The organism is Nocardia sp. NBC_00565, assembly GCF_036345915.1.
GTDB lineage: Bacteria > Actinomycetota > Actinomycetes > Mycobacteriales > Mycobacteriaceae > Nocardia.
In genome coordinates, this window is record NZ_CP107785.1 from 8,198,551 (window position 1) to 8,223,403 (window position 24,853).

The following is a 24,853-nucleotide window of genomic DNA, read 5'->3' on the forward strand; positions in this document are numbered from 1 at the left end:
GGTTGCGGGGGTCCTGCTCGGACCGGATGCCGCGGAAACACCGGGCGCGGTCCGTCGGGATCCGGATCAGGGGTTGGTCACAACTGGCGCACGTTCCTGGCCTGGGCGAACCCGGCTGACGAGAATGGCGGACGGTGGCTTGCCGGCGATCCGGGAATAGATTGCGGAGGTCGCCGGTTGAGCTGTTCGACAATCAATATTGAGTGTGATCGGCTCAAGTTTGAGTTGACTCCCGGCGGCGGTCGGGTGCAAGATTGAGCCGACCACGCTCAGCGTCGCTGGGACCGTGCTCCGTGAGGTGCTCGGTGCGAGGTCTCGTGGCAGCCGATCACGGATGTCGCAGATCGCTTGAAACCGCGTTTACCCAGCACCGACACAAGTAGTTACGTCAACTAGGAGGAACCACCATGGCTCGTGCGGTCGGAATCGACCTCGGGACCACGAACTCGGTCGTCGCCGTTCTCGAAGGCGGCGAGCCGGTCGTTGTCGCGAACTCTGAAGGATCGCGCACTACCCCCTCGATCGTCGCGTTCGCCAAGAACGGTGAGGTTCTGGTCGGCCAGCCCGCCAAGAACCAGGCGGTCACCAACGTCGACCGCACCATCCGCTCGGTCAAGCGCCACATCGGCACCGACTGGTCCGTGGAGATCGACGGCAAGAAGTACACCTCGCAGGAGATCAGCGCGCGCACGCTGATGAAGCTGAAGCGCGACGCCGAGTCCTATCTCGGTGAGGAGATCACCGACGCGGTCATCACCGTGCCCGCGTACTTCGAGGACGCCCAGCGTCAGGCCACCAAGGAAGCCGGCCAGATCGCCGGGCTGAACGTGCTGCGCATCGTCAACGAGCCCACCGCGGCCGCGCTCGCGTACGGCCTGGACAAGGGCGATAAGGAACAGACCATCCTGGTCTTCGACCTCGGTGGCGGCACCTTCGACGTCTCGCTGCTGGAAATCGGCGAGGGCGTCGTCGAGGTCCGCGCCACCTCCGGTGACAACCACCTCGGTGGTGACGACTGGGACGAGCGCGTGGTGACCTGGCTGGTCGACAAGTTCAAGGCCAGCGCGGGCATCGACCTGACCAAGGACAAGATGGCGCTGCAGCGCCTGCGTGAGGCCGCCGAGAAGGCGAAGATCGAACTGAGCTCCTCGCAGAGCACCTCGATCAACCTCCCCTACATCACCGTCGACGCGGATAAGAACCCGCTGTTCCTCGACGAGCAGCTGACCCGCGCCGAATTCCAGAAGATCACCTCGGATCTGCTCGACCGCACCCGTGCGCCGTTCCAGTCCGTGATCAAGGACGCAGGCATCAACGTCGCCGATATCGACCATGTCGTGCTCGTCGGCGGCTCCACCCGTATGCCCGCCGTATCCGAACTGGTCAAGGAACTGACCGGCGGTCGCGAGCCGAACAAGGGCGTGAATCCGGACGAGGTTGTCGCCGTCGGCGCCGCCCTGCAGGCCGGTGTGCTCAAGGGTGAGGTCAAGGACGTCCTGCTGCTCGATGTGACCCCGCTGTCGCTGGGTATCGAGACCAAGGGTGGCGTGATGACCAAGCTCATCGAGCGCAACACCACCATCCCGACCAAGCGCTCGGAGACCTTCACCACCGCCGACGACAACCAGCCGTCGGTGCAGATCCAGGTGTTCCAGGGTGAGCGTGAAATCGCCTCGCACAATAAGTTGCTCGGCTCCTTCGAGCTGACCGGCCTCCCGCCCGCTCCGCGTGGCGTGCCGCAGATCGAGGTCACCTTCGATATCGACGCCAATGGCATCGTGCATGTGACCGCGAAGGATAAGGGCACCGGCAAGGAAAACAAGATCAAGATCCAGGACGGCTCCGGCCTGTCCAAGGAAGAGATCGACCGGATGGTCAAGGACGCCGAGGCGCATGCCGCCGAGGACAAGTCGCGGCGCGAGGAGGCGGAGACCCGCAACCAGGCCGAGTCGCTGGTGCACCAGACCGAGAAGTTCATCAAGGACAACGAGGACAAGGTCCCCGCGGATATCAAGTCCAAGGTCGAGGCGGCCATCGCCGAGGCGAACGAGGCGCTCAAGGGCACCGACATCGCCGCGGTCAAGGCAGCCGTCGAGAAGCTGGCGACCGAGTCGCAGGCGCTTGGTCAGGCGATCTACGAGGCCTCGGCCGCCGAGTCGGCCGCCTCCAGCAACGGGGCATCGAGCTCGGCCGGCGATGACCAGGTCGTGGACGCGGAGGTTGTGGACGAGCCGGTCGACACGGAGAAGAAGTGAGCGAGGGAAACTCCGAACAGGAGCCGATCACCTTCGTCGACAATCGCAAGATCGATCCGGAGACAGGTGAGATCCGGGAACCGGCGGCGGATCAGTCCGCCGCCGGGCCCGGCCCGGAAGCCGGGAACGGCACCGAACCCGTCATCGGTACGGACGAGGGCGCCGAGATCCTGGCCGAGGCCATCACCAAGGAGTTGGCCGAGCGCACCGCCGACCTGCAGCGGCTGACCGCTGAATACGCCAACTATCGGCGTCGGGTCGAGCGGGACCGCCAGGCCACCATCGACGCGGCCAAGGCCGCCGTGGTCTCCGAATTGCTTGGCGTACTCGACGACCTCGATCGTGCGCGTGCGCACGGCGACCTCGATGCCGGACCGCTCAAATCGGTCGCGGACAAGCTCGCCGACGCACTGCACAAGCAGGGTCTGCAGGAATTCGGTTCGGAGGGTGAGCCTTTCGACCCGACCCTGCACGAGGCCGTGCAGCACGAGGGCGAGGGACACGATCCGGTGATCGGCATGGTCATGCGCAAGGGCTATCGGTTCGGCGATCGGGTGCTTCGGCACGCGCTCGTCGGGGTAACCGATGGCGTGGCCGATCTGGTCGAAGAAGAGGCATCGGATGTTGATGCCAATGCGAACAACCAATAGGAACCCGAGAGGAGGAGATACCCGGTGAGCCAACGGGAGTGGATCGAAAAGGACTTCTACAAGGAGCTGGGTGTCTCCTCCAGCGCCTCGCAGGACGAGATCAAGAAGGCATATCGCAAGCTCGCTCGTGACTTGCATCCGGATGCCAATCCCGGCGACACCAAGGCCGAGGAGCGGTTCAAGACCGTCAGCGAGGCGCATGCCGTGCTGTCGGATCCGGCCAAGCGCAAGGAATACGACGAGACCCGAAAGCTGTTCGCCGGTGGCGGATACGGCCGTGGCGGCTTCACTCCCGGTGCGGGCGGCGGCTTCTCGCAGGATTTCAATATCGGTGACATCTTCGGCCAGGCGAATGCCGGCGACGGTGGCCTCGGTGACCTGCTGGGTGGGCTGTTCAATCGGGGCGGCACGCGGACCGCGAGCCGTCCCCGCCGCGGCGCGGATGTGGAGACCGAGACGACGCTCGGTTTCCGCGAGGCCGCGCAGGGCGTCACCGTTCCACTGCGAATGACCAGTCCGTCGCCGTGCACTACCTGTCACGGCAGCGGCGCCAAGCCGGGGACCAGTCCACGAGTCTGTCCCGTCTGCAATGGAAACGGCGTGATCAGCCGCAACCAGGGTGCGTTCGGCTTCAGCGAGCCGTGCGATGAGTGCCGGGGCACCGGCTCGATCATCGACGACCCGTGCGTCGACTGCCACGGCAGCGGCATCCAGAATCGGACGCGCACCATCACGGTGCGGATTCCCCCTGGTGTCAGCGACGGGCAGAAGATCCGGCTGGCCGGACAGGGCGAGGCCGGGCTGCGTGGTGCGCCCTCGGGTGACCTCTATGTGACCGTGCACGTCAGCCAGGACAAGGTCTTCGGCCGCAACGGCGACGACCTGACCCTGGTGCTGCCGGTCAGTTACAGTGAATTGGTGTTGGGCACAACGGTTTCCGTGCCCACGCTGGAAGGGCGCGTCGGCGTGAAGGTGCCTGCGGGCACCGCGGACGGCCGCATCCTGCGGGTGCGCGGCCGTGGCGTGCCCAAGCGTGGTCCCGGTGGCGGCGCGGGCGATCTGCTCGTCACCGTCAAGGTCGCCGTGCCACAGAAGCTGGACGACAATGCCGCCGAGGCGCTCAAGCGCTATGCGGAGGCGGAGAAGACCAGTGGGTTCGATCCACGTGCGGGATGGGCGGGTGCGTGATGTCCGATAATCCGAAGCAGGCATCCGGTGGGACCGCGCGGGCCGAGTTCTTCATGATCTCGGTCGCGGCCCAGCTAGCGGGTATGCACGCGCAGACACTGCGCACATATGACCGCTTGGGACTGGTTACGCCGCAACGGACTTCGGGTGGCGGTAGGCGTTATTCGACACGGGACGTCGAGCTGCTGCGCGAGGTGCAGCGGCTATCCCAGGACGACGGCGTCAACCTGGCGGGCATCAAGCGCATCATCGAACTCACCAACCAGGTCGAGGAACTGCAGCAGCGGGTCGCCGAAATGGCGGCCGAGCTGGAGCGGCTGCGCGCGGGGTACCGCCCCGATCTCACGCCGCCGCAACGCAGTACCGCACTGGTGGTGTGGAAGCCGCGCAATCGGCGCTGATAAGCGCCACGGCACAGCAAGGCTCCGGGATTCGGTTGCACAACCGAGCCCGGAGCCTTTGTCGTATTCGGCTGATAAATGGCGGTGGCCGGGACCGTTGGGTCGAAACGCGGTGCCGGTTCGCGCTTGCGAATTAGTGCTGGCAGTGGGCGAGCAAACGCCCGATTCCGGTTTCGGTACCTGACAAGTGTTTTGGGGTCCCAGGGGACTCGGCGTGCGGTCGCCTAAGTTGCCGATGATGTGCCGATCTGCGAGGTTTGCTGTGGGCGCGGATCCAGCAAACTATGCGCGATTCGCCATGAGGATTCCATCGGTCGCCAGGTCGGTGGGTGCGCGAGGTTTGCTCGAGTCCGGTGGCCGGATGCGAGCGCGGGGTTGCCGTGGGATCGCTCCCACTGCCCGATTGGGATGAACCATGCAAAACGGGGTTGCGAAATCGCCAAGTATGTGACGGATTTCACCGTCGTGTTCGTTCTTTCGGTTTGTTTTCAAGGCATTTCGTGGTGCGGATCCTCGTTTAAGGGGAATTACACACGTGATGTTTATTCGATTGATTCCGTTGCTGGCAAACCTCCCTTACACTCGTTCGCATCGGCTGCTGTCGAGTGACCCACAGCACCTCACGTGACAGCTCAGTTTGTGTTCAAGTGCGAAATGGGGTTGTGACACAAATGGATTCGCGGACTGTCGCTTTGATAAGAACGACGTTCAAGGCGGTTGCTGCGGAGGAGGGGGGTCCGGCAAAGCTGGCCAGTTCGTTCTACGCAATCCTGTTCACCGACTACCCCGCCGCCCGGGATTTCTTCCCCGCAGCGATGGATTCCCAGCGTGACCGATTGGTCAAGGCCATCTCCTACGCGCTGGATCGGCTCGAGGAGCCGAACAAGTTATTGCCCTTCCTCGCCCAACTCGGGCGCGACCATCGCAAGTACGGTGTGCAGCCCGCGCATTACACCGCCGTAGCCACCTCGTTGAAGACCGCGATGCGAATCTTCGCGGGCACCGAGATGTGGACCGATGAGGTGGACCGCGCCTGGGACGAGGGCCTCAAGATCATCGGCGACACCATGATCGGTGCGGCCCAGCAGGAATCCGCACCATCGGTGTGGACCGGGACCGTGGTCGAGCGCCACGATCTACTGCGCAATCTCGCCGTCGTCCGGCTGCAATTGGATCAGCCCATGCAGTACGCCGCAGGGCAGTACATCAGCGTGCAGATCCCGTCCCGGCCGCGCATGTGGCGCTATCTGTCCCCCGCGGTGCCAGCGAATGCGAACGGGGAGGTGGAATTCCACATCCGCGGCGTACTCGGCGGCTGGGTCAGCCCGGCCATCCTCAGCAATACCGTTGTCGGTGATCAGTGGTTACTCGGTTCGCCACTGGGCGGACTCGGCGTACCGCGCAATGTGAAACGGAAGATGTTGATGGTCGGCTGCGGTACCGGCATCGCACCCCTGCGCGCCCAGCTCATGGCGATGGCACAACGGCGCGTCAATCCGCGGGTGCAGCTGTTCGTCGGCGGCCACCATCCCTGTGATCTCTACGATCTGGAGATCCTGAGCCACCTGGCCACCGCCAATAAGTGGCTCACCATCACCCCGGTCACCGAGAGCGACGAAAACCCTTGGTGGTACCTCGATTCCGATGAACCCCAACCCGCCTGGCCCGGCCTGGAGGCCCGGATTACCGGTCAGATCGGCAAGGTCGTCGCGAGCTACGGCTCCTGGTCGGACCGGGATGTGCAGATCGTCGGCTCGCCCTCGATGGTGCAGACCACCAAGTTCCGTCTGATGGCCGCAGGAACCCAAACCAAGAACATCAGACACGACCCACTGTTCTGAGCTGTGTTTTCGGCCGCGCGGGCGCGGCGTGTTCGCGGCCCCCGGATGTCTCGCGTCCGACCCTTTCGAGCGACCTGCAAGCAGTCGCAAGCGGTGCCGTCGAGACTCGCGCCTGCGGCGCATGCGCTTCGACGACTCGGACGCGAGACGGGCCGCGAACGGGTCGCTCGTAAGACTCGCTCCGTTGTGGTCGGTTTGTCTATCAGAGTCCTTCGAATTGTATTGCAGCAGCTGGAGTTCCGGTCTCCACGAGACGGTCCAGGGTTACCCGGACCATATTGGGGGAGCCGCAGACCAGGACCTGGTGGTTGTCGAACGCGCCGTGTGAACCGACCACGTCCGCGACCGTGCCGAAGAGCATGTCGTCCAGTGGGAATCCGATACCGACGCGCGCCTGCTCATACCATTCGTCGACCCAGCCCGGATCCTCCGGGCTCTCGACCACGGGAATCACCGTGAGCCAGGGCAAGTCGTTCGCCAGCAGGAAGAGCATATCGTCGGCGTACAGGTCCCGCGGGGAGCGGCCGCCGACGAATAGGTAAGTGGGCGGCGGATCTTCGTGTCTGGCCAGCTCGAGGATCTGGGCGCGCATCGGCGCCAGACCGGTGCCGCCCGCGATCAGCACCACCTCGTCGCCGTACGGATCGATGGCGAAGGTGCCCAGGGGAGCACCGATCTGCCATTCGTCGCCGGTCTTGGTGTCGGCGACGATGCTGCCGCTGCACCAGCCGCCGGGCACCGTGCGCACATGGAACTCCAGCTTGCCGTCCAGCGAGGGCGGCAGCGCCGGGGAGAGCCGCCGACGCATGCCGGGATGCTGCGGCACCCGGACCTCGACGGATTGACCGGCCAGGAACGGGATGTATTCGCCGATCAAGCGGATTACCGCGACATCGTGGCGTAGTCGGTGGTGACCGACCACGGTCGCCTTCCATTCGGGCGCGGCACCATTGCCGAGCCCGCTCGGATCTATCGTCATTCTGCTTCTCTCACACGGGATCTGAGCTGATGGCCGACTCCGGGGTGCCGACGGCCATGAGTGCGCGGCGGGTGTCGGCGATCATGCGTGCCGACCCGGCGATCTGGATCTGCCGGTCGGCCCAGGAGCCGAAGCTGGCGACCACCGCGCCGAGATTGCCGATCAGGCGGCGGTGCATGCCGTACGGCTCGTCCTGCAGCGGATGCGGATACCACCACGGGTTGGTCTTCTGTTCGCAGACCGGGACCACGGTGAGCCACGGATTGCTTTGCGAGAGCTGCCACATGTTCTCGACGTCGTACAGATCGCAGGGATAGCGCCCGCCGATGAAGAAGTGTACGCGCGGGTTGATACCGCGCTGACCCATCTCGATCAGCTGGGCGCGCAGTGGGGCGATGCCGGTGCCCGCGCCGATGAGCAGCACGTCGCGGCCGCTGTCGCGGTCGACGTGCAGCCCGCCCAGCGGACCCGCGACCATCCACCGGTCGCCGACCCTGGTCTCGTTGACGATGGCCGGACTCACCCAGCCGCCGCGGATCTTGCGGATGTGGAATTCGATTTCGCCATAGGGATTCGCCGGAATCGCGGGCGAGAGGTAGCGCCACATCTTCGGGCGCTGCGGTACGGATATCGGCACATACTGACCGGCCTGATACGGAATCGGGCCGTCGGACTGCAGCCGCACGATGGCCAGATCCTCGAGCACCCGGCGATGGCCGACCACGGTCGCCTCCCAATACGGCTGCGACTTGTCGGAGTTCGCGCCGATGGCCATGGACGCCGAGATCAGGATGGTGATATCGCGCCAGCCCTCCTCGAGCGCGCGGTTCCACATCGGACCGTTGAAGACCCGGAACGCGGCGAGCAACGCCCGCCCCGCGATATCGTAATGCGCGGCGATGACACCGTACTTGCGGTGATCCCGCGCCAACTGTTCCAGGAATTTCTGTGCCCGTCCCCAGTCCTCGAGGTTGTCGAGCACGAAATGGATGGCGGTCACCAGGCGCTTCGCCTGCATCTCCATCGCGGGCGGGAACAACTCCCGCAGCTGAGGCTTCTCCGCGAACAGATGACCATAAAACGCACTGATCAACCGCTCGGGTCCATGTGGCGACTCGATCACCGAACGAAAGTTGGCGCGGACCAGCGCTGCCGAACGCGCATCCACGACGTGGAGCTTCCTTTCCCTCTACCTACTGCCCAGGGAGACATGTCCGTAACCGGCGGTTCTCCGCTGTCAAGTATCCCTGAAAATCCCGTGGTCGTGTGGGTATGACCGATCACGCCCGCGCCAACGGTAATCCGTGGGCAAATCGGGGGTGCCTTGGGCCTGGCGTGGGAGGATATGTGAGGTCCGGGGCGGCCGGTTATCGCCGGGTCAACTCGCGAGGTTCGCGCGGACGGCGGGGGCGACCAATTCGGCATAGCGGTGCACCTGTTCTACCGGATCACCCTCGGTCGGCCAGAAGATGAAGGCGTCGACGCGCTGGTCGCGGTGCAGTGCGGACAGATCGTCCACCCAGCGCTTTCGGCGTAGGTCGTCAGCTCGGTCAATTGCTGATAGTCATCGGCCGCCGGAAGCAGGAAGAGGCCGAATTCCACAGGGCGGGTGCTCATTAGCTCTCCACGAGCTCAGATGGAGAGCACGGTCTTGCCGCGCGCGCCCGACGCGCCGATGACGGAGGCGGCTGCGGCCAGCGGGATGGTCGCGTCGATCGGCACGACCACGTCGCCCGCCGCGACGCGATCGAGCAGGCGGGTCAATTCGGGTGCGCGGCCGCTGGATTCGATATTGCCGCCCTTGATGCTACGGTCGCACAGGGCGTCCTGGTCGGCGGCCCAGATGGTGGAGTAAACGGTGCCGCCGTCGCGCACGACAGCGGTCAGCTCCGCCAGTGCTTCGGGCGGACTCACCAGATCGAAGAGCGCATCGACCCCGTTCGGATATGCGGCGGCGACCTGTGCCGCGACCGGTCCCTGGGTGTAGTCGATGGTCGCGGCCGCACCGAGTCGGGTCATCTGGTCGGCGTCCGCGCCGCGCGCCGTCGCGATGACGTGTGCGCCCGCCATATTCGCCAGCTGCACCAGGAAGGAACCGACTCCGCCGGTGGCACCGACGATCAACACCGTCTGATCCGGTTCGATCTTGCTGGCGTCCACGATGTCCTGAGCGGTGACCCCGGCGGTCGGCAGTGCCGCGGCCGCGATGGTCGGCACGCCGTCCGGGATGCGCACCAGCGTGGCGTCCTCGGGCAGCACCGCGTATTCGGCGAAACTGCCGTGGCCGACCGGCGGGTTCAGGAATTTGCCGACGACGCGGTCGCCGACGGCGAATTTGTTGACGCCGGGTCCGACCGAGGACACCGTGCCCGCGCCGTCGACGCCGAGGATCATCGGAAAATCGTGTGGCAGTTTGCCATCCAGAATGCCGGTGGCCATCCGCTGGTCGAAGGGGTTGACCCCGGCCGCCTCCAACTGGACCCGGACCGCGCCCACACCGGGTTCGGGTACCGGCATATCGGCCAATTCGGGTGTCGCTGCGAAGCTTCGTACCACGATCGCGCGCATACATCGCTCCTTGATTCGGGCTGAATTGTGATGCATCAACCAACGGCCAAGGCCATCGTAGGCACCTCCATGCCGCAGACCCGGTGATTGATGCCATTCGGCAGTGTCGCGGCGTAGCGTTCAGCACGAGTCTGTTCGGGTGTCGGTCGAGTCGATCGTTCTCGGAGCCGTCCGTTCGAAGTAATTCAAAGTTGAGTGGAACAGACTCAACCTTTCCGACGTTGGATGGTGCAGAGCATCGACTAGTAGGAAGGTGACTTGTGGACTCGTTCAATCCCACCACCAAGACCCAGGCGGCCCTGACCGCCGCCCTGCAGGCCGCCTCGGCCGCGGGCAATCCGGAGATCCGTCCGGCGCACTTGCTGGTGGCGTTGCTGGACCAAACCGATGGCATCGCCGCCCCCTTGCTCAAGGCCGTCGCGGTGGATCCGGCAATCATTCGGCGCGAGGCGCGCGACATTGTGGACAAACTGCCGCGGGCGACCGGCGCGACCACCACACCGCAGCTCGGCCGCGAGGCCCTGGCCGCGATCACCGCCGCCCAGCGCCTGGCCACCGAACTCGGCGACGAGTACGTCTCGACCGAGCACGTCCTGGTCGGCCTCGCCGACGGCGACTCGGAAGTGACCATGCTGTTGATGAAGTACGGCGCGACGCCTGACGCGCTGCGTGAGGCGTTCACCGCCGTACGCGGCAGCGCACGGGTCACCAGTCCGGATCCCGAGGGCACTTACCAAGCGCTGGAGAAGTATTCGACCGATCTCACCGACGCGGCGCGCGCGGGCAAGCTCGACCCGGTCATCGGGCGCGATACCGAAATCCGCCGGGTCGTCCAGGTGCTGAGCCGTCGCACCAAGAACAACCCGGTGCTAATCGGCGAACCCGGTGTCGGCAAGACCGCGATCGTCGAGGGCTTGGCCCAGCGCATCGTGGCCGGTGACGTGCCGGAGTCACTGCGCGGCAAGTCCGTTGTCTCGCTGGACCTGGGCGCGATGGTCGCCGGTGCGAAGTATCGCGGTGAATTCGAGGAGCGGCTCAAGGCCGTGCTCGAGGACATCAAGAACAGTGCGGGACAGATCATCACGTTCATCGATGAGCTGCACACCATCGTCGGCGCCGGTGCCACCGGTGAATCCGCGATGGACGCGGGCAATATGATCAAGCCCATGCTCGCCCGCGGTGAGCTGCGGCTGGTCGGCGCGACCACGCTGGAGGAGTACCGCAAGCACATCGAGAAGGACGCCGCACTGGAGCGTCGCTTCCAGCAGGTGCTGGTCGGCGAGCCGTCGGTGCAGGACACCATCGGCATCCTGCGCGGTATCAAGGAGCGCTACGAGGTGCACCACGGCGTGCGCATCACCGACTCCGCGCTGGTCGCCGCCGCCACCCTCAGCGACCGCTACATCACCTCCCGGTTCCTGCCGGATAAGGCGATCGACCTGGTCGATGAGTCGGCATCGCGGCTGCGCATGGAAATCGACTCGCGTCCAGTGGAAATCGATGCGGTCGAGCGCGCGGTGCGCCGCCTGGAAATCGAAGAGGTCGCGCTCGAGAAGGAAACCGACGCGGCCTCCAAGCAGCGCCTGGAGAAGCTGCGCCAGGAACTCGCCGATGACCGCGAGAAGCTCAACCAGCTGATGACCCGCTGGCAGAACGAGAAGAGCGCCATCGATCAGGTCCGAGTCCTCAAGGAGGAGTTGGAATCCCTGCGCGGCGAATCCGAACGCGCCGAGCGCGACGGTGATCTGGGCAAGGCCGCCGAGCTGCGCTACGGCCGCATCCCGGCACTGGAGAAGCAGCTCGCCGAGGCCGAAAAGGCTTCCGCGACAGCCGGTGACGGCGAAGTGATGCTCAAGGAGGAGGTCGGCCCCGACGATATCGCCGAGGTGGTCTCGGCCTGGACCGGTATTCCGGTCGGCCGGATGATGGAAGGCGAGACCCAGAAACTGCTGCGGATGGAGCAGGAGCTGGGCAAGCGCGTCGTCGGCCAGCCCGAGGCGGTGCAGGCGGTCTCCGACGCGGTGCGCCGGGCGCGGGCCGGAGTCGCGGATCCGAACCGTCCGACGGGCTCGTTCATGTTCGTCGGCCCGACCGGTGTCGGTAAGACCGAGTTGGCGAAGGCGTTGGCGGACTTCCTGTTCGACGACGAGCGCGCCATGGTCCGGATCGATATGAGCGAGTACAGCGAGAAGCATTCGGTGGCCCGGCTCGTCGGCGCCCCGCCCGGCTACGTCGGTTACGACCAGGGCGGTCAGCTGACCGAGGCGGTGCGACGCAGGCCGTACACCGTGGTGCTGTTCGACGAGATCGAGAAGGCGCATCCGGATGTCTTCGACATCCTGCTCGCCGTGCTCGACGAGGGCCGCCTGACCGACGGCCAGGGCCGCACGGTGGACTTCCGCAACACCATCCTCATCCTGACCTCGAATCTGGGTGCGGGTGGCGATCTGGAGTTCGTCATGAACGCCGTTCGCTCGGCCTTCAAACCGGAGTTCCTCAACCGCCTCGACGATGTGGTCATGTTCCACGCCCTCGACGAGGAGCAACTGGAGTCCATCGTCGATATCCAGCTCGACCAGCTGCAGAAGCGGCTGTCGCAGCGCAGGCTGAAGCTGGCCGTCAGCGATTCGGCCCGGTTCTGGCTCGCGGTGCGCGGCTACGACCCGGTCTACGGCGCCCGCCCGCTGCGCAGGCTCATCCAGCAGTCCATCGGCGACACCCTCGCCAAGGAACTGCTCGCCGGCGAGATCACCGACGGCGACACCGTCGCGGTCAACGTCACCCCGAACGGGGAGGGCCTGATCGTCGGCAAGGGCTGACCGGCAAACATGTGCGGCCCGGTTCGCGATCGATCGTGAGCCGGGCCACACATGACCACCACGGAGCATTCATCCAGTTGCGAGGTGGGGTCCCCGCTCGATCGACCACAACGCAGCAAGTCTTACGAGCGATCGTTCGCGCATTCGCAACCCACAACGGAGCGAGCCCTACGAGCGACTGTTCGCGCATTCGCAACCCACAACGGAGCGAGCCCTACGAGCGACTGTTCGCGCATTCGCAACCACCACGGAGCGAGTCTTACGAGCGACCGTTCGCGGCCCGTCTCGCGTCCGAGTCGTCGAAGCGCATGCGACGCAGTCGCGAGTCTCGACGGCTCGGACGCGAGACATCGGGGGCCGCGAACACGCCGCGCCGCAGGCGCGGCAAAGTGTCACAGCCTACCCTGGAAGCCATGACGAATCCCAACGATCCTTGGGCTCAGCGACCGGAGGATGCGCCGACGGAGCACATCGGTCCGCCGGGTAGGTCGGGATTCGAGCAGCCGTCGCATACGACGGAGTACACCGAAGCGTATGGCCAGGGCGGGGTTTATCCGTCTACCGAGCAATTCGAGCCGTGGGCTCCGCCGCCGGCCAACGCGACCAAGGAATTTCCGCCGTATGAGAGTCAGCCCCAGTGGGGCGGGTACGAGAGCGGCTATGGCGAACCGTGGGCCTCGGGTACGCAGAATCCGACGCAGGTCGGCGGGTTTGCCGTGCCGGGCGCGCAGTATCCGCCCGGCGGGCTGCCACCGGGCGGACTACCGCCGGATCAGCAGCAGCAGCCGCCGCGCAAGCGCAACACCGGGCTGTGGATTGCCCTCGGACTCGGCGTGATCCTGTTGATCGGCGCCGCAAGCGTGGTCGCGGGTGCGCTGCTCGGCGGTAAGGATTCGTCCTCGACCGCCGCGAGCACCTCGGCGTTCCCGACCACGGGACGTCAGCCAGGCGGCACCGCGCCCTCGGGGCAGCCGACGCCCACCCGGGTCACCCCGACCATTCCGGGGCTCGGCGGTATCGACGATCTGGGCGCGACCATGGGCACGATCACCGCCAATACCGGCGGCCAGCTGACCCTCGACACCTTGGGGGGAGCACCGGTCACGGTGCGCACCACCGATAAGACCCAGGTGATCTCGCTGACCGGGTCGAAGGTGGCCGATCTACCGGTCGGTGACATGGTGATGGTGCAGGGCGACAAGGTCGCGGACGGTTCGATCGACGCGAAGATCATCATCAGCACGGCGATGCCCGGAGGCACGCGGTGAGACATCAGACGGGGTCCTCGCTCGGCCCGGCGCGGGGCCAAAGACGGACTCCGTCCGGCTGCGCATATTAGGGTAGGCGACGATGACGGCAATGTGGTTCGGGTTGGCGGCGATCGCACTGGTTGGTGCGATCGTGCTGCTCTATTTCGATCGGATCCAGCGACGGCGGACCGGTCATGCGCGCCAGGTCTGGGCGAAGGCCCAGGGATACACGTATGTGTCGGTGGAACCGGCACTAGCGTCGACTTGGCGCCGCGGTGCGTTGGCCAAGCTCGGTTACCTGTCCGCGGTGGATGTGGTCTCCGGGATCCGCAAGGGCGAGAAGTTCGTCCTGTTCGATCTCGAGGACGCGGCGACACTGGTCGCGGTGCGCAGGCAGATCGGCTCGGATATCGATGTGGATATGCGGCTCAAGACCGCGTCCCCGCCCAAGGACGCCGATCTGGAGCTACTCGGTGCGATCGGCGACCGGGTGGTGTTCGCGACCAATCCGGAGATCGCCAGGCACGCCGTCGACCAGCGCATGGTCGCCTTCATCGAATCGCTGCCCGACACCGTGCAGATGCTGTGGAGCGAGGGCAACTGGACCCTCGGCATGCTGAATGTCGGGACCGTCGGCAAGGATTGGGAGACCGCGATCGACGCGGTGCTGCGCCTGTCCGGTCTGCTGCATGTGCTGCCGCCGGTCACCGATGTGCTCGGCGTCGATTCGGGTGGTCACGATCCGGGTCGACCGCATCCGCGCACGTCGCGTTCGGGTGATTCGGGGTCGGACGCTCCGGTGGGTGCGGCCCGCATGGCATCGCCGGCGTCGCGCAAGGGTGATCGCGAGGAGCCGGACGCCGATTCCGCATACGACGACGACCGCGGCCGCGAACGGTCGAAGTATCAGGAGCCGGAGTATTCGGACTACGACGACGAACCGGCCGCCGACCCGGTGACCCCCGAGCCGCCGCGCCGCCCCAGCCTCGCCGTCGTCCCCGACTCGCGCTCGCGGGCGCGTGACGAGCGCTGGGAGCCCGACGACAGCTGGCCGCCCGAAGACCGTCCGGCCCAGCGCAAGCCCGCCCAGTCCGAGTCCATCAGGGCCGAATCGGACGAGGACGACTGGCCGCCCGCCGAACACAACCCGGAACAGCCCGGCGGTCCGTTCCACCCAGGATTCCGTCCGTACCAGGGTCCCGTGCCGCAGTGAGTGGGCACGCCGCCACACTGATCGGCGGTGTCGACCGCCAAACGACTTGGAATGTGCCATGACAGATAGTCCTGCGCGCCTGCCCGGCGCCATCCGTCCTGTCGCGCTGATCACCGGACCGACCTCCGGTATCGGGCACGGGTTCGCCGTGCGACTGGCCAGGCTCGGCTATGACCTAGTCCTCGTCGCCCGCGACGAGGAGCGGCTCAATGCCCTAGCGGCGGAACTAGAGCGGAAATTCGCCACCCGTTCGGAGGTGCTGGTCGCCGATCTGGCCGACGCCGCCGATCGGGACCGAGTCGTCGCGCGCGCCACCGACGGCATCGAATTCCTGGTCAACAACGCGGGATTCGGGCAGTCCGGGGAGTTCTGGACGCAGCCGCCCGAGCAGGTGCAGGCCCAACTGGACGTCAATGTCACCGCGGTGGTGCAGCTCACCAGGGCCGTCCTGCCCTCGATGATCGCGGCGGCGAAGGGTTCGGTCGTCAATGTCGCCAGCGTCGCGGGTCTGATCCCCGGACGTGGCTCGACGTATTCGGCCTCCAAGGCCTACGTCGTATCCTTCAGCGAGGGGTTGGCGGGCGGATTGGCCGGAACCGGTGTTCGAGTCCAGGCGCTGTGCCCCGGATTCGTGCACACCGAATTCCATGAGCGAGCCGGTATCGAGATGTCTTCGCTGCCGAAACAGCTGTGGTTGAGCGTCGACCAGGTTGTCGCCGGTTCGCTGCGTGATCTGGAGAAGGACCGGGTGCTGAGTGTGCCCGGTGTGCAGTACAAGGTGGTCACCACCGTCGCCGGAATGATCCCGCGACCGCTGGCGGCCCGACTGAATCGCGGCCTGTTCAACGCACGCGGAAGGACTTAACAGACATGATCGACCAGGCAAGCAACGCTGCCGTTTCGACCGAGGACCGAGACAGATTGGCGGCGTTGGTGCGCGAGCTCGCCGTCGTGCACGGCAGAGTCACGCTGTCCTCGGGCAAGGAGGCCGACTACTACGTCGACCTGCGTCGCGCCACCCTGCACCACGGCGCCGGACCGCTGATCGGCAAGCTACTGCGCGAACTGGTGGCGGACTGGGATTTCGAGGCCGTCGGCGGTCTCACCATGGGCGCGGATCCGGTCGCGCTGGCCGTCATGCACGCGCCGGGCCGCCCGATCGACGCCTTCGTGGTGCGCAAGGCCGCCAAGACGCACGGCATGCAGCGCCAGATCGAAGGCCCGGACATCGTCGGCAAGCGGGTGCTCGTCGTCGAGGACACCACGACCACCGGGAATTCACCGCTGACCGCCGTGCGCGCGCTGCGCGAGGCGGGCGCGACCGTGGTCGGCGTCGCGACCGTGGTGGATCGGGAGACCGGCGCTGATCAGGTGATCGCGGCCGAGGGGCTGGAGTACCGGTCCATCCTCGGACTGAAGGATCTTGCCCTCGGCTAAGCTGAGAAGGCGGTCCCGGGTCGCAATCGCTGGTGGTGGGGGCGCTTGTCGAGCAATCCGAAACGGGGTAGCGATGCGACCCGATAAAGGAGCGCATACGCCGAGCGCAGCGCGGCGGTCGGAGACAGTGAAGGGTCGTGTGAGTTACCTGTGGTGAGCATCGCAGTCAATAAGAGCCGAGAAAATGTCGCGATGCTCGGCATCGGTGCTTACCGTCCGAAACGCCTGGTCAGCAATGAAGAGGTGTGCGAGGTCCTGGACTCCACCCCCGAATGGATCTACGAGCGCACCGGCGTACGCAACCGCCGCTGGATCAGCGGTGACGAGACGTTGCAGTCGATCTCGGCGGCCGCCGGTGAGCGCGCGATCAAGAACAGCGGCATCGACCGGTCCGAGATCGGCGCGCTGATCCTGGCCACCTCGAGCTGGCTGACGCTGACCCCGCACGGTGCGCCCAAGGTCGCCAACGATCTGGGGATGAACGGGATCGCGGCCTTCGATCTGACCTCCGGCTGCGGTGGTTTCGGCTACGGCCTCGGGGTCGCCGCCGATCTGATCCGGGCGGGCTCGGCCGAATATGTGCTGCTGATCGGCGCCGAGACGATGACCGTCGGACTCGATCCGACCGATCGCGGCACCGCGATGATCTTCGGTGACGGCGCGGGCGCGGTGGTGGTCGGCCCGAGCGAGGAGAACGGCATCTCCCCGACGGTGTGGGGCAGCGACGGCGAGAACGCGTCGGCGATCGCGCAGGATGTCGACTTTCTGGAGTACATGGAGCGGGCACAGGCGCTGCAGGGCACCGATCCGGCCGTCGAGCCGGTCGGCCGGATGTCGCTGCGCATGGAGGGGCCGCGCGTATTCCGTTGGGCGGCGGTCACTTTGCCGCGCGCGCTGGCCTCCGCGCTGGAGGTGTCCGGGGTGTCGAAGGAGGACATCGAGGTGTTCATCCCGCATCAGGCCAACGCGCGCATCAACGAGTTGATGAAGAAGAACCTCGGGCTGGCCGATGACATCCCGGTCGCCAATGACATCGAGAACACCGGCAACACCTCCGCCGCCTCCATCCCGCTGGCGATGGAGGAGATGCTGGTGACCGGTAAGGCCAAGGGCGGCCAGACAGCGCTGCTGCTCGGCTTCGGCGCCGGTCTGAGCTACGCGGGTCAGGTGGTCACGCTGCCGCCCGCCCCGACCGAGCCTAGCTTCAGTGTCTGATTTGCGGCATTCGCGGCGCCCTCCGTGGTTACCCAAGCTGCCTCCTCCGGGCGCGTCGCGAACGCCGCGGGGCGTGCGCCCCTTCCGTGCCGGATTCCTCGCGGCCGCGGCGGTGACCGTATTCGGCGCGGTCACCGGCCGAGACAAACTGCAGTGGATCGCGAAGCCGCTGATGATGCCGCTGCTGGCGGCGGATGTCGGGACCGATCCGGCGGCGCTGGATCCGGTCGACCGGACGGTGCTGCTCGGTGCGCTCGGCGCCGCGACGCTCGGTGATGTGCTGTTGATCGAGCCGGATAACGATCGGCGGCTGATCGCGGGTGCGTCGTCGTTCGCGGTGATGCAGACCGGATATTCGGTGCTGTGGTGGCGCCGTGGCGGGCGGCCGCGTCCGGAGATCGCACTGCCGCGGGTGGTGGCCTGGCTCGGGGCCGCGGCGCTGATGCGGGCGAAGGCGCCGACCGTTGCGGCTCCGCTGACGGCTTACGGTGCGACACTGGGCAGCGCGGCCGTGCTCGCCTCCGATCCCGGGTTGGCTCCGGGTGCGAAAAACATTGGCGGGCTGAATATTCCGAGCTCCGATCCACGCAGTCGGCTCGGCCTCGGTGCGCTGCTGTTCACCGTCTCCGACGGGCTGATCGTGTTGCGTCGCCTCTTCGTGCACGGTGAGCGCTCCCGGCGGGTCGCCGAGGGCGTCATCCTCGCCACCTACGCCGCCGCCCAGTACCTCCTCGCCGACCCCCGCGCACATGCCTCGGCGTTGGGCGGAGTTACTGCTCCAGCACGAGGATGATTCGGTCGCGGTTGGCGGGGTCGACGCGGATGGAGATGGTCTCACCGACTGCCAGGCGCGGTTTGTCGGCCGGGGTTACGTCGAAAACGATTGTCCCGTGGTAACTTTCGGAACCGGGCACGACCAGTTCGAGATCGAATTCGGTCAGTTCGGTGTGGTGATCGGTGCGTTGTAGCGTGTGTGCGCTCTCGATGGTCGCCCAGCCCTCCAACCCGTGCCGCCACAGTTGCCGATCCGCGCGCGAGGGCCGCGCGGCCAACAGCATGCCGACGCCGACGCACGAACCGAACAGGCCGACCAGTGCGACGATCTGAAATGCCTCGGTCCCCGGCGGCGTATGCGGTAGCAGCCAGCCCAGCCAGAGCCCGAGCAGCACCAAATACCCGGCGGTCACCCCGAGCACTATGCGGAGAATGCGCGCGTGGTCCATACCAGCCTCCACCCGACTGCCCTGACATCCAGGATAGGTCCGCCCGGCCCGGTCTGAACGCGCCTTGACCAGACGCGTGCCGTTCAGCCCTGCAATCGCAACGAGGCCGTCTCCGCCCGATACCTGCGCCAAGAGTTCCCCGACCACATCCAAAAATACTTGTGGGGCAACCACTTCTGGTCACCGTCCTACTTCGCCGCCTCTGCAGCAGGAGCCCCCTCGCCATCATCGCCGAATGCATCACCAACCAGAAAACAACCCGAGCCCACGAAAGAAAGCGACCCCCACCAGACGCGCTCGCGCAACACAGAACCAGCTTCCTCCCGGCTAGAGGGCCAGGCTTCCGCTGATCAATCCGGTGAAGACATAAGCGAGTTGCTTCTAGGTCCGGGCCTGGATCGGTGCCCACAGCACCGTGCGCAGCACCGCGCGCGCATCCGGGCCGGGTGTTTCGGTGGGCGCGTCGAGCACGAGGGTGTGTGTCTCGGTCATGGACTCCAGGGTTGTCGCGTGCGCGGCGGGCTTCGATGGAGCTGTCCGCCGAATCCGTGGTGTGGCCAGCCACACCACGAACTACCATCCTGCGCATGAACTATCCGCCGCCACCGCAGTACGGGGCACCGTATGGATATCCAGCCTACGGTCCGCCGCAGGACCACCCGCAGGCCGTGACGATCCTGATTCTCGGCATCCTCGGTCTGCTGCTGTGCCAGTTCCTCGGACCGGTCGCGTGGGTGATGGGTAAGAAGGCGCTCAACGAGATCGACGCCTCGGGCGGTGCGATCGGTGGTCGCGGCAGCGTGCAGGCCGGGTACATCTGCGGCATCATCTCCTCGGTGCTGCTGATCCTCAGCATCCTGTTCATCGTGGTCATGGTGATCCTCGCCGCCAGCGGCGCCCTCGACAGCTCGTCGTCCACCTACTAGGCACCGCCCGTTCCGGCCACCCGATGGTGGCGGTACGGCCGGAATTAGCATCGTGGAGTGAACCACCCCGCGCCGGATACGGCCGAACAGCCAGGACCCACCGAATGGGGCGAGCATCCGCACGGTGTCGGGCCATGGGCCGAGGAGCACGACGAGGCGCCGCCGCGGGATCCCCGATTCGATCCGGAGCTGCTCGCGGGCGGTGACCGCCGCAATGTCGTGGACGCTTACCGCTACTGGACGCGCGAGGCGATCATCGCCGATATCGACCGACGCAGGCACCCGTTCCACGTGGCCATCGAGAACTTCGGGCACGACGCGAATATCGGCACCGTCGTGCGCACCGCCAATGCCTTCGCCGCGGCGGCCGTGCACATCGTCGGCAGGCGACGCTGGAATCGCCGCGGCGCCATGGTCACCGACCGCTATCAGCACATCGAGCATCACACCGATATCGGCGAGTTGGTTGCCTTCGCCGCGCACGCGGACCTGACGGTGGTGGCGGTGGACAATGTGCCGGGCTCGGTCCCGCTGGAAACCGTCGAATTGCCGCGCCGCTGCCTGCTGTTGTTCGGGCAGGAGGGTCCCGGTGTCACCGAACATGCGAAGGGTGCGGCCCAGCTGACGGTTTCGATCGCGCAGTTCGGTTCGACCCGCAGTATCAATGCCGGAGTCGCGGCCGGTATCGCCATGCACGCGTGGATCCGGCAACATGCCGATTTGACGTCAGCTTGGTAACGAAAAGATCCCTAGAAATAGGGCAGAAGCTGGCACCATTGACCCATGACCTCGCGGAGCCCGCAGACCGGGCGCGATGCTACCCCCACGCCCGCGCTGTGGTCCGAGCGCGCGGATATGGCGGAGTCCGCGATCGTCTCTCGGCACCTGCGCGCGCTATGGGCCCTTCCCGGAACGGAATTGGGCGTGGTCGGCTGGCCGGCGACCCGGCGTGAGCGCGCCTTCGCGTCCTGGCACTACTGGTGGCAGGCGCATCTGATCGACTGCGCGGTCGACGCCGCCAACCGGGCACCGACCCCGGTGCGGCGCAGGCGCATTGCCGCCATCGCGCGCGCCCATCGACTGCGCAATGTCACCGGGTGGACCAACGACTACTACGACGACATGGCCTGGCTGGCCATCGCTTTGGAGCGCGCCGAGCGAACCCAGGACATCGACGTACGCGGCGGGCTGATCGCGCTGGAGAAGGAGCTGTACGGGGCCTGGGATCCGGCGCGCGGCGGCGGCGTGCCATGGCGGGTCGATTCGGATTACTTCAACGCGCCCGCCAACGGTCCCGCCGCGATCGCGCTGCTGCGCCTGGGCCGTCACGTCCGTGCACAGGAGATGGCCGACTGGATCGATGCGACGCTGCTCGACAAGGAGAGCGGCCTGATCCTGGACGGCATCCACCTGCCCTCCGGCGAGATCGAGCGCCCGGCCTTCACCTACTGCCAGGGTGTGGTGCTGGGCCTGGAAGCCGAACTCGCGGTGCATACCGGCGAGGAGCGCCATAGCGAACGCGTGCACCGGCTACTGATCGCGGTCGAGGAGCAGATGACCACCGGTGGGGTGATCAACGGTGGCGGTGGCGGCGACGGCGGGCTGTTCAACGGGATCCTGGCCCGCTATCTCGCGGTGGTCGCGCTGATGCTGCCCGGCGAGGATCGCGAACAGGTGGCCGATCGACGCAACGCCGCGGCCATCGTGCGCGCCTCGGCCACCGCGGCCTGGGCGAACCGGCTCGAGGTCGAGGGTGAACCGCTGTTCGGCCACGATTGGAGCAAACCCACCCAGCTACCCGGCGGCCGATCCGGCGCCGGTCATTTCACCGCGGGCGGCTCGGTGACCTCCTCGCGGGTGCCCGAGCGCGATATGTCGGTCCAACTGTCGGGCTGGCTGCTGATGGAGGCGGCCTACCAGGTCAGCGCCGCCGGACTGTAGGCATCAGCACTCGGTCTCGAGCACGCCGGACGGCGCGGATTCGAGATCGAAATCCTCGGCGGGTTTGGCGATCTCCTGCCGGTAGTGCCGGATGCCCAGCGCCGTCCCGATGATCAGTCCGACCACCAAGGTGCCGATGACCATCGGCTCCAGCCACGGCACCCGCTCCAGGAAACTGCCCGCGTAATAGCCGATCAGCAGCAGTACCGGCGCCCAGATGATCGCGCCGATCGTGCTGGCCAGGGTGTATTTGCGGTGGTTCATCTGCGCCGCGCCCGCGACCACCGGGCACAGCGTGCGCACCCACGGAATCCAGCGCGAGATGAGCACCGCGAGGAAACCATGTCGCTGCAGCAACTCGGTGACCCGCCGCAGGTTGCGGGTGTTGATGTAGCGGCCGTTCTTCCTGGCCACCAAATGGTGGCCGGTGCGATGCCCGATGACGTAACCGACCTGGTTTCCGGCGACGGCCGCGATCATCGCGCCGACCGAAAGCGCCCAGACGTGTGCCTCGCCGGTGGCATTCGACGCCATCACGATGCCCGCGGTGATCAGCATCGAGTCACCGGGCAGGAACAGCCCGATGATCAACGCGCACTCGAGGAAGACGAAGGTCAGCACCACCGTCCAGACGAGCGCGGGGCCCGCCGAGGTCAGCGGATCGAAACTGCCCACTGCTAGGGGCAACTGCGCGGTAGACACCAGCTCAGCGGGTCGAATCATTCGTCGAGGCGGTCAGTTCGGCATCTTGCCGCCCGGCCTCGGACTTGTCGACATCGCGGTTCAGCAGTTTCTTCGCCACGGCGATGATGCCGGGCAGCACCGAGATGAGCACGATGAGCAGGAAGATGGCCTCGATGTGGTCGCGGATGGCCGCGACATTGCCGAGGAAGTAGCCCAGCACGGTGACGCCGCCGCCCCACAGGACCGCGCCGACGATGTCGAAGGCGACGTACTTGCGGTAATCCATCTTCGACACACCGGCGAGCACCGGCATGAAGGTGCGCACGATCGGCACGAAGCGGGCCAGGATGATGGTCTTCGGCCCGTGCTTCTCGAAGAATTCGTGCGTCTGCGTGACGTAGTGCTTCTTGAAAAACCGCGTGTCTTCCTTGTGGAACAGCGCGGGCCCGATGGCCCGGCCGATCCAATACGCGCATTGGTCACCGGCGAACGCGGTGATCGCGACGGCGGGCACCAGCACCCAGATCGACACCGGCGGATCGGGCTGCGCCGAGAGCAGACCACCGGTGAACAACAGGGAATCACCGGGGAGGATCGGGAAGAGCAGACCGGTCTCGATGAAGACGATCACCAGGATCGCGGGCAGTACCGCGTTCTTGAGCCACGTTTCCTGGAGCAGGTACATCGGATCCAGCAACTGGGTCAATGCGACGTTGCTCGTCACCGATTCTGTCGCTGCCAGCAGAATCACGCGGCCTCCTGTCCGGGGTACGGCTGGCCTACATTGCTTGCCACCGCATCGGAAGCTGCCAGCGCAATTACGCGGCCAACAGTACCGGGTTCGCCTGAGAAAGGCTGTGTTGGATTGCGCCGCCTTCGGCGGCGCGTGTTCGCGGCCCCGGATGTCTCGCGTCCGAGCCGTCGAGACTCGCGACTGCGTCGCATGCGCTTCGACGGCTCGGACGCGAGACGGGCCGCGAACGGTCGCTCGTAAGACTCGCTCGGTGGTGGTCTTGTAGGGACGCGAACGGTTGCTCGTAAGACTCGCTCGGTGGTGGTCTTGTAGGGACGCGAACTCCTCGCTCGTAAGGCTTGCTCCGTGGGTCGGGTAAGAACGAACCCATCTGCTGCCCGTCAACCGACGCCAAAGTGGGCTGGCTTACTCTGAGTGCTGACAGAATTGTCTTTTGCCGCACAACACGGAGGTCTCACTGTGCCCATCGCGACTCCGGAGGTCTACGCCGAGATGCTCGGTCGGGCCAAAGCGAACTCCTTTGCCTTCCCGGCCATCAACTGCACCTCCTCGGAAACCGTCAACGCGGCCATCAAGGGCTTCGCCGACGCGGGCAGCGATGGCATCATCCAGTTCTCCACCGGTGGTGCGGAATTCGGCTCGGGCCTGGGCGTGAAGGATATGGTCGTCGGCGCGACCGCGCTGGCCGAGTTCGCGCATGTGATCGCCGCGCGCTACGACGTGACCATCGCGCTGCACACCGACCACTGCCCCAAGGACAAGCTGGACACTTTCGTGCGCCCGCTGATCGCCATCTCCCAGGAGCGGGTGAACGCCGGACAGAACCCGCTGTTCCAGTCGCATATGTGGGACGGCTCCGCGATCCCGATCGATGAGAACCTGGAGATCGCCAAGGAGCTGCTCAAGGCGACCAACGCCGCGAACATCATCCTCGAGGTGGAGATCGGCGTCGTCGGCGGCGAAGAGGACGGCGTCGAGGCCGAGATCAACGAGAAGCTCTACACCTCGCCCGAGGACTTCCAGAAGACCATCGACGCGCTCGGCGCGGGCGAGAACGGCAAGTACCTGCTCGCCGCGACCTTCGGCAATGTGCACGGCGTGTACAAGCCGGGCAATGTGGTGCTCAAGCCCGACGTGCTGGCCGAGGGCCAGCGGGTGGCCGCCGCGAAGTTGGGCCTCGCGGCCGACGCGCAGCCGTTCGATTTCGTCTTCCACGGCGGTTCGGGCTCGCTGAAGTCCGAGATCGAGGATTCGCTGCGGTTCGGTGTGGTGAAGATGAACGTCGACACCGACACCCAGTACGCGTTCACCCGGCCGATCGCCGGTCACATGTTCACCAATTACGACGGTGTGCTCAAGATCGACGGCGAGGTCGGCAATAAGAAGACCTACGATCCGCGCGGCTACCTGAAGAAGGGCGAGGCCGCCATGGCGGCGCGTGTCGTCGAGGCGTGCAATGATCTGAAGTCCGCAGGACGCTCGATCAGCGCCTGACCCTCTTACCCTTTT

At 66.1% G+C, this 24,853-nt stretch carries 23 protein-coding genes; 16 read left to right on the forward strand and 7 right to left on the reverse strand.

Annotated features, from left to right (window positions below; translation table 11 throughout):
- Positions 1–407 precede the first annotated feature (407 nt).
- From dnaK to OG874_RS37835, 5 genes are all read left to right on the forward strand, one after another.
- Positions 408–2,255, forward strand: coding sequence for a molecular chaperone DnaK (gene dnaK, locus OG874_RS37815; RefSeq protein ID WP_330251832.1), 1,848 nt, complete (start codon positions 408–410; stop codon positions 2,253–2,255).
- A complete protein-coding gene (gene grpE, locus OG874_RS37820) occupies positions 2,252–2,905 on the forward strand; it encodes a nucleotide exchange factor GrpE (protein ID WP_330251833.1) in 654 nt (217 codons plus the stop codon). The genes dnaK and grpE overlap by 4 nt, the downstream gene beginning before the upstream one ends.
- 24 nt (positions 2,906–2,929) lie before the next feature.
- Positions 2,930–4,093, forward strand: coding sequence for a molecular chaperone DnaJ (gene dnaJ, locus OG874_RS37825; RefSeq protein WP_330251834.1), 1,164 nt, complete (start codon positions 2,930–2,932; stop codon positions 4,091–4,093).
- Positions 4,093–4,494 (forward strand): heat shock protein transcriptional repressor HspR, encoded by a 402-nt coding sequence (locus tag OG874_RS37830; RefSeq protein WP_330251835.1) that lies wholly within the window; start codon positions 4,093–4,095, stop codon positions 4,492–4,494. Before dnaJ ends, OG874_RS37830 begins: the two co-directional genes overlap by 1 nt.
- A gap of 671 nt (positions 4,495–5,165) precedes the next feature.
- Complete coding sequence (locus OG874_RS37835) at positions 5,166–6,335, forward strand: globin domain-containing protein (protein WP_330251836.1); 1,170 nt, start codon at positions 5,166–5,168, stop codon at positions 6,333–6,335.
- A gap of 202 nt (positions 6,336–6,537) precedes the next feature.
- On the opposite strand, the gene OG874_RS37840 is transcribed toward OG874_RS37835, so the two are convergent.
- From OG874_RS37840 to OG874_RS37855, 4 genes are all read right to left on the reverse strand, one after another.
- On the reverse strand, positions 6,538–7,314 hold the full coding sequence (locus OG874_RS37840) for an FAD-binding oxidoreductase (protein WP_330251837.1): 777 nt from the start codon (positions 7,312–7,314) through the stop codon (positions 6,538–6,540).
- Positions 7,315–7,324: 10 nt separating this feature from the next.
- Entirely contained in the window at positions 7,325–8,482 is a 1,158-nt protein-coding gene (locus OG874_RS37845) for an FAD-binding oxidoreductase (RefSeq protein ID WP_330251838.1), read from the reverse strand.
- A gap of 210 nt (positions 8,483–8,692) precedes the next feature.
- Entirely contained in the window at positions 8,693–8,833 is a 141-nt protein-coding gene (locus tag OG874_RS37850) for a hypothetical protein (RefSeq protein ID WP_330251839.1), read from the reverse strand.
- A gap of 113 nt (positions 8,834–8,946) precedes the next feature.
- The gene (locus OG874_RS37855) at positions 8,947–9,882 is read right to left on the reverse strand and encodes an NADP-dependent oxidoreductase (RefSeq protein ID WP_330251840.1); all 936 of its coding nucleotides are present in this window, start codon (positions 9,880–9,882) and stop codon (positions 8,947–8,949) included.
- Positions 9,883–10,142: 260 nt separating this feature from the next.
- On the opposite strand from OG874_RS37855, the gene clpB reads away from it, so the two are divergent.
- From clpB to OG874_RS37890, 7 genes are all read left to right on the forward strand, one after another.
- A complete protein-coding gene (gene clpB, locus OG874_RS37860) occupies positions 10,143–12,701 on the forward strand; it encodes an ATP-dependent chaperone ClpB (protein WP_330251841.1) in 2,559 nt (852 codons plus the stop codon).
- A gap of 413 nt (positions 12,702–13,114) precedes the next feature.
- The gene (locus OG874_RS37865; RefSeq protein WP_330251842.1) at positions 13,115–13,969 is read left to right on the forward strand and encodes a DUF5666 domain-containing protein; all 855 of its coding nucleotides are present in this window, start codon (positions 13,115–13,117) and stop codon (positions 13,967–13,969) included.
- A gap of 82 nt (positions 13,970–14,051) precedes the next feature.
- Entirely contained in the window at positions 14,052–15,164 is a 1,113-nt protein-coding gene (locus OG874_RS37870) for a hypothetical protein (protein WP_330251843.1), read from the forward strand.
- A 58-nt stretch (positions 15,165–15,222) separates the two neighbouring features.
- Positions 15,223–16,029 carry an SDR family NAD(P)-dependent oxidoreductase gene (locus OG874_RS37875; RefSeq protein WP_330251844.1) on the forward strand — a complete coding sequence of 269 codons (807 nt, stop codon included), beginning with the start codon at positions 15,223–15,225 and terminating at the stop codon, positions 16,027–16,029.
- Positions 16,030–16,034: 5 nt separating this feature from the next.
- A complete protein-coding gene (gene pyrE / locus OG874_RS37880; RefSeq protein WP_330251845.1) occupies positions 16,035–16,601 on the forward strand; it encodes an orotate phosphoribosyltransferase in 567 nt (188 codons plus the stop codon).
- A 150-nt stretch (positions 16,602–16,751) separates the two neighbouring features.
- Positions 16,752–17,816, forward strand: coding sequence for a beta-ketoacyl-ACP synthase 3 (locus OG874_RS37885; protein WP_330251846.1), 1,065 nt, complete (start codon positions 16,752–16,754; stop codon positions 17,814–17,816).
- Between the two features lie 73 nt (positions 17,817–17,889).
- Complete coding sequence (locus OG874_RS37890) at positions 17,890–18,609, forward strand: lysoplasmalogenase (RefSeq protein ID WP_330251847.1); 720 nt, start codon at positions 17,890–17,892, stop codon at positions 18,607–18,609.
- Here OG874_RS37890 and OG874_RS37895 read toward each other — a convergent pair.
- Entirely contained in the window at positions 18,587–19,039 is a 453-nt protein-coding gene (locus OG874_RS37895) for a DUF3592 domain-containing protein (RefSeq protein WP_330251848.1), read from the reverse strand. The genes OG874_RS37890 and OG874_RS37895 overlap by 23 nt on opposite strands.
- A 587-nt stretch (positions 19,040–19,626) precedes the next feature.
- Here OG874_RS37895 and OG874_RS37905 point away from each other — a divergent pair.
- The 3 genes from OG874_RS37905 to OG874_RS37915 all read left to right on the forward strand — a co-directional run bounded on the left by OG874_RS37905 (position 19,627) and on the right by OG874_RS37915 (position 21,906).
- A complete protein-coding gene (locus OG874_RS37905; protein WP_330251849.1) occupies positions 19,627–19,965 on the forward strand; it encodes a DUF4190 domain-containing protein in 339 nt (112 codons plus the stop codon).
- A 57-nt stretch (positions 19,966–20,022) separates the two neighbouring features.
- Positions 20,023–20,703 (forward strand): TrmH family RNA methyltransferase, encoded by a 681-nt coding sequence (locus tag OG874_RS37910; RefSeq protein WP_330251850.1) that lies wholly within the window; start codon positions 20,023–20,025, stop codon positions 20,701–20,703.
- Positions 20,704–20,820: 117 nt separating this feature from the next.
- Complete coding sequence (locus OG874_RS37915) at positions 20,821–21,906, forward strand: glycoside hydrolase family 76 protein (RefSeq protein WP_330257596.1); 1,086 nt, start codon at positions 20,821–20,823, stop codon at positions 21,904–21,906.
- A 3-nt stretch (positions 21,907–21,909) separates the two neighbouring features.
- Here the strand turns inward: OG874_RS37915 and OG874_RS37920 are convergent, their stop codons facing one another.
- Both OG874_RS37920 and OG874_RS37925 read right to left on the reverse strand, forming a co-directional pair.
- Positions 21,910–22,629 (reverse strand): DedA family protein, encoded by a 720-nt coding sequence (locus tag OG874_RS37920; RefSeq protein WP_330251851.1) that lies wholly within the window; start codon positions 22,627–22,629, stop codon positions 21,910–21,912.
- Positions 22,613–23,275 (reverse strand): DedA family protein, encoded by a 663-nt coding sequence (locus OG874_RS37925; RefSeq protein WP_330257597.1) that lies wholly within the window; start codon positions 23,273–23,275, stop codon positions 22,613–22,615. Before OG874_RS37925 ends, OG874_RS37920 begins: the two co-directional genes overlap by 17 nt.
- A 528-nt stretch (positions 23,276–23,803) precedes the next feature.
- On the opposite strand from OG874_RS37925, the gene fbaA reads away from it, so the two are divergent.
- The gene (gene fbaA, locus OG874_RS37930; protein WP_330251852.1) at positions 23,804–24,838 is read left to right on the forward strand and encodes a class II fructose-bisphosphate aldolase; all 1,035 of its coding nucleotides are present in this window, start codon (positions 23,804–23,806) and stop codon (positions 24,836–24,838) included.
- Positions 24,839–24,853 lie beyond the last annotated feature (15 nt).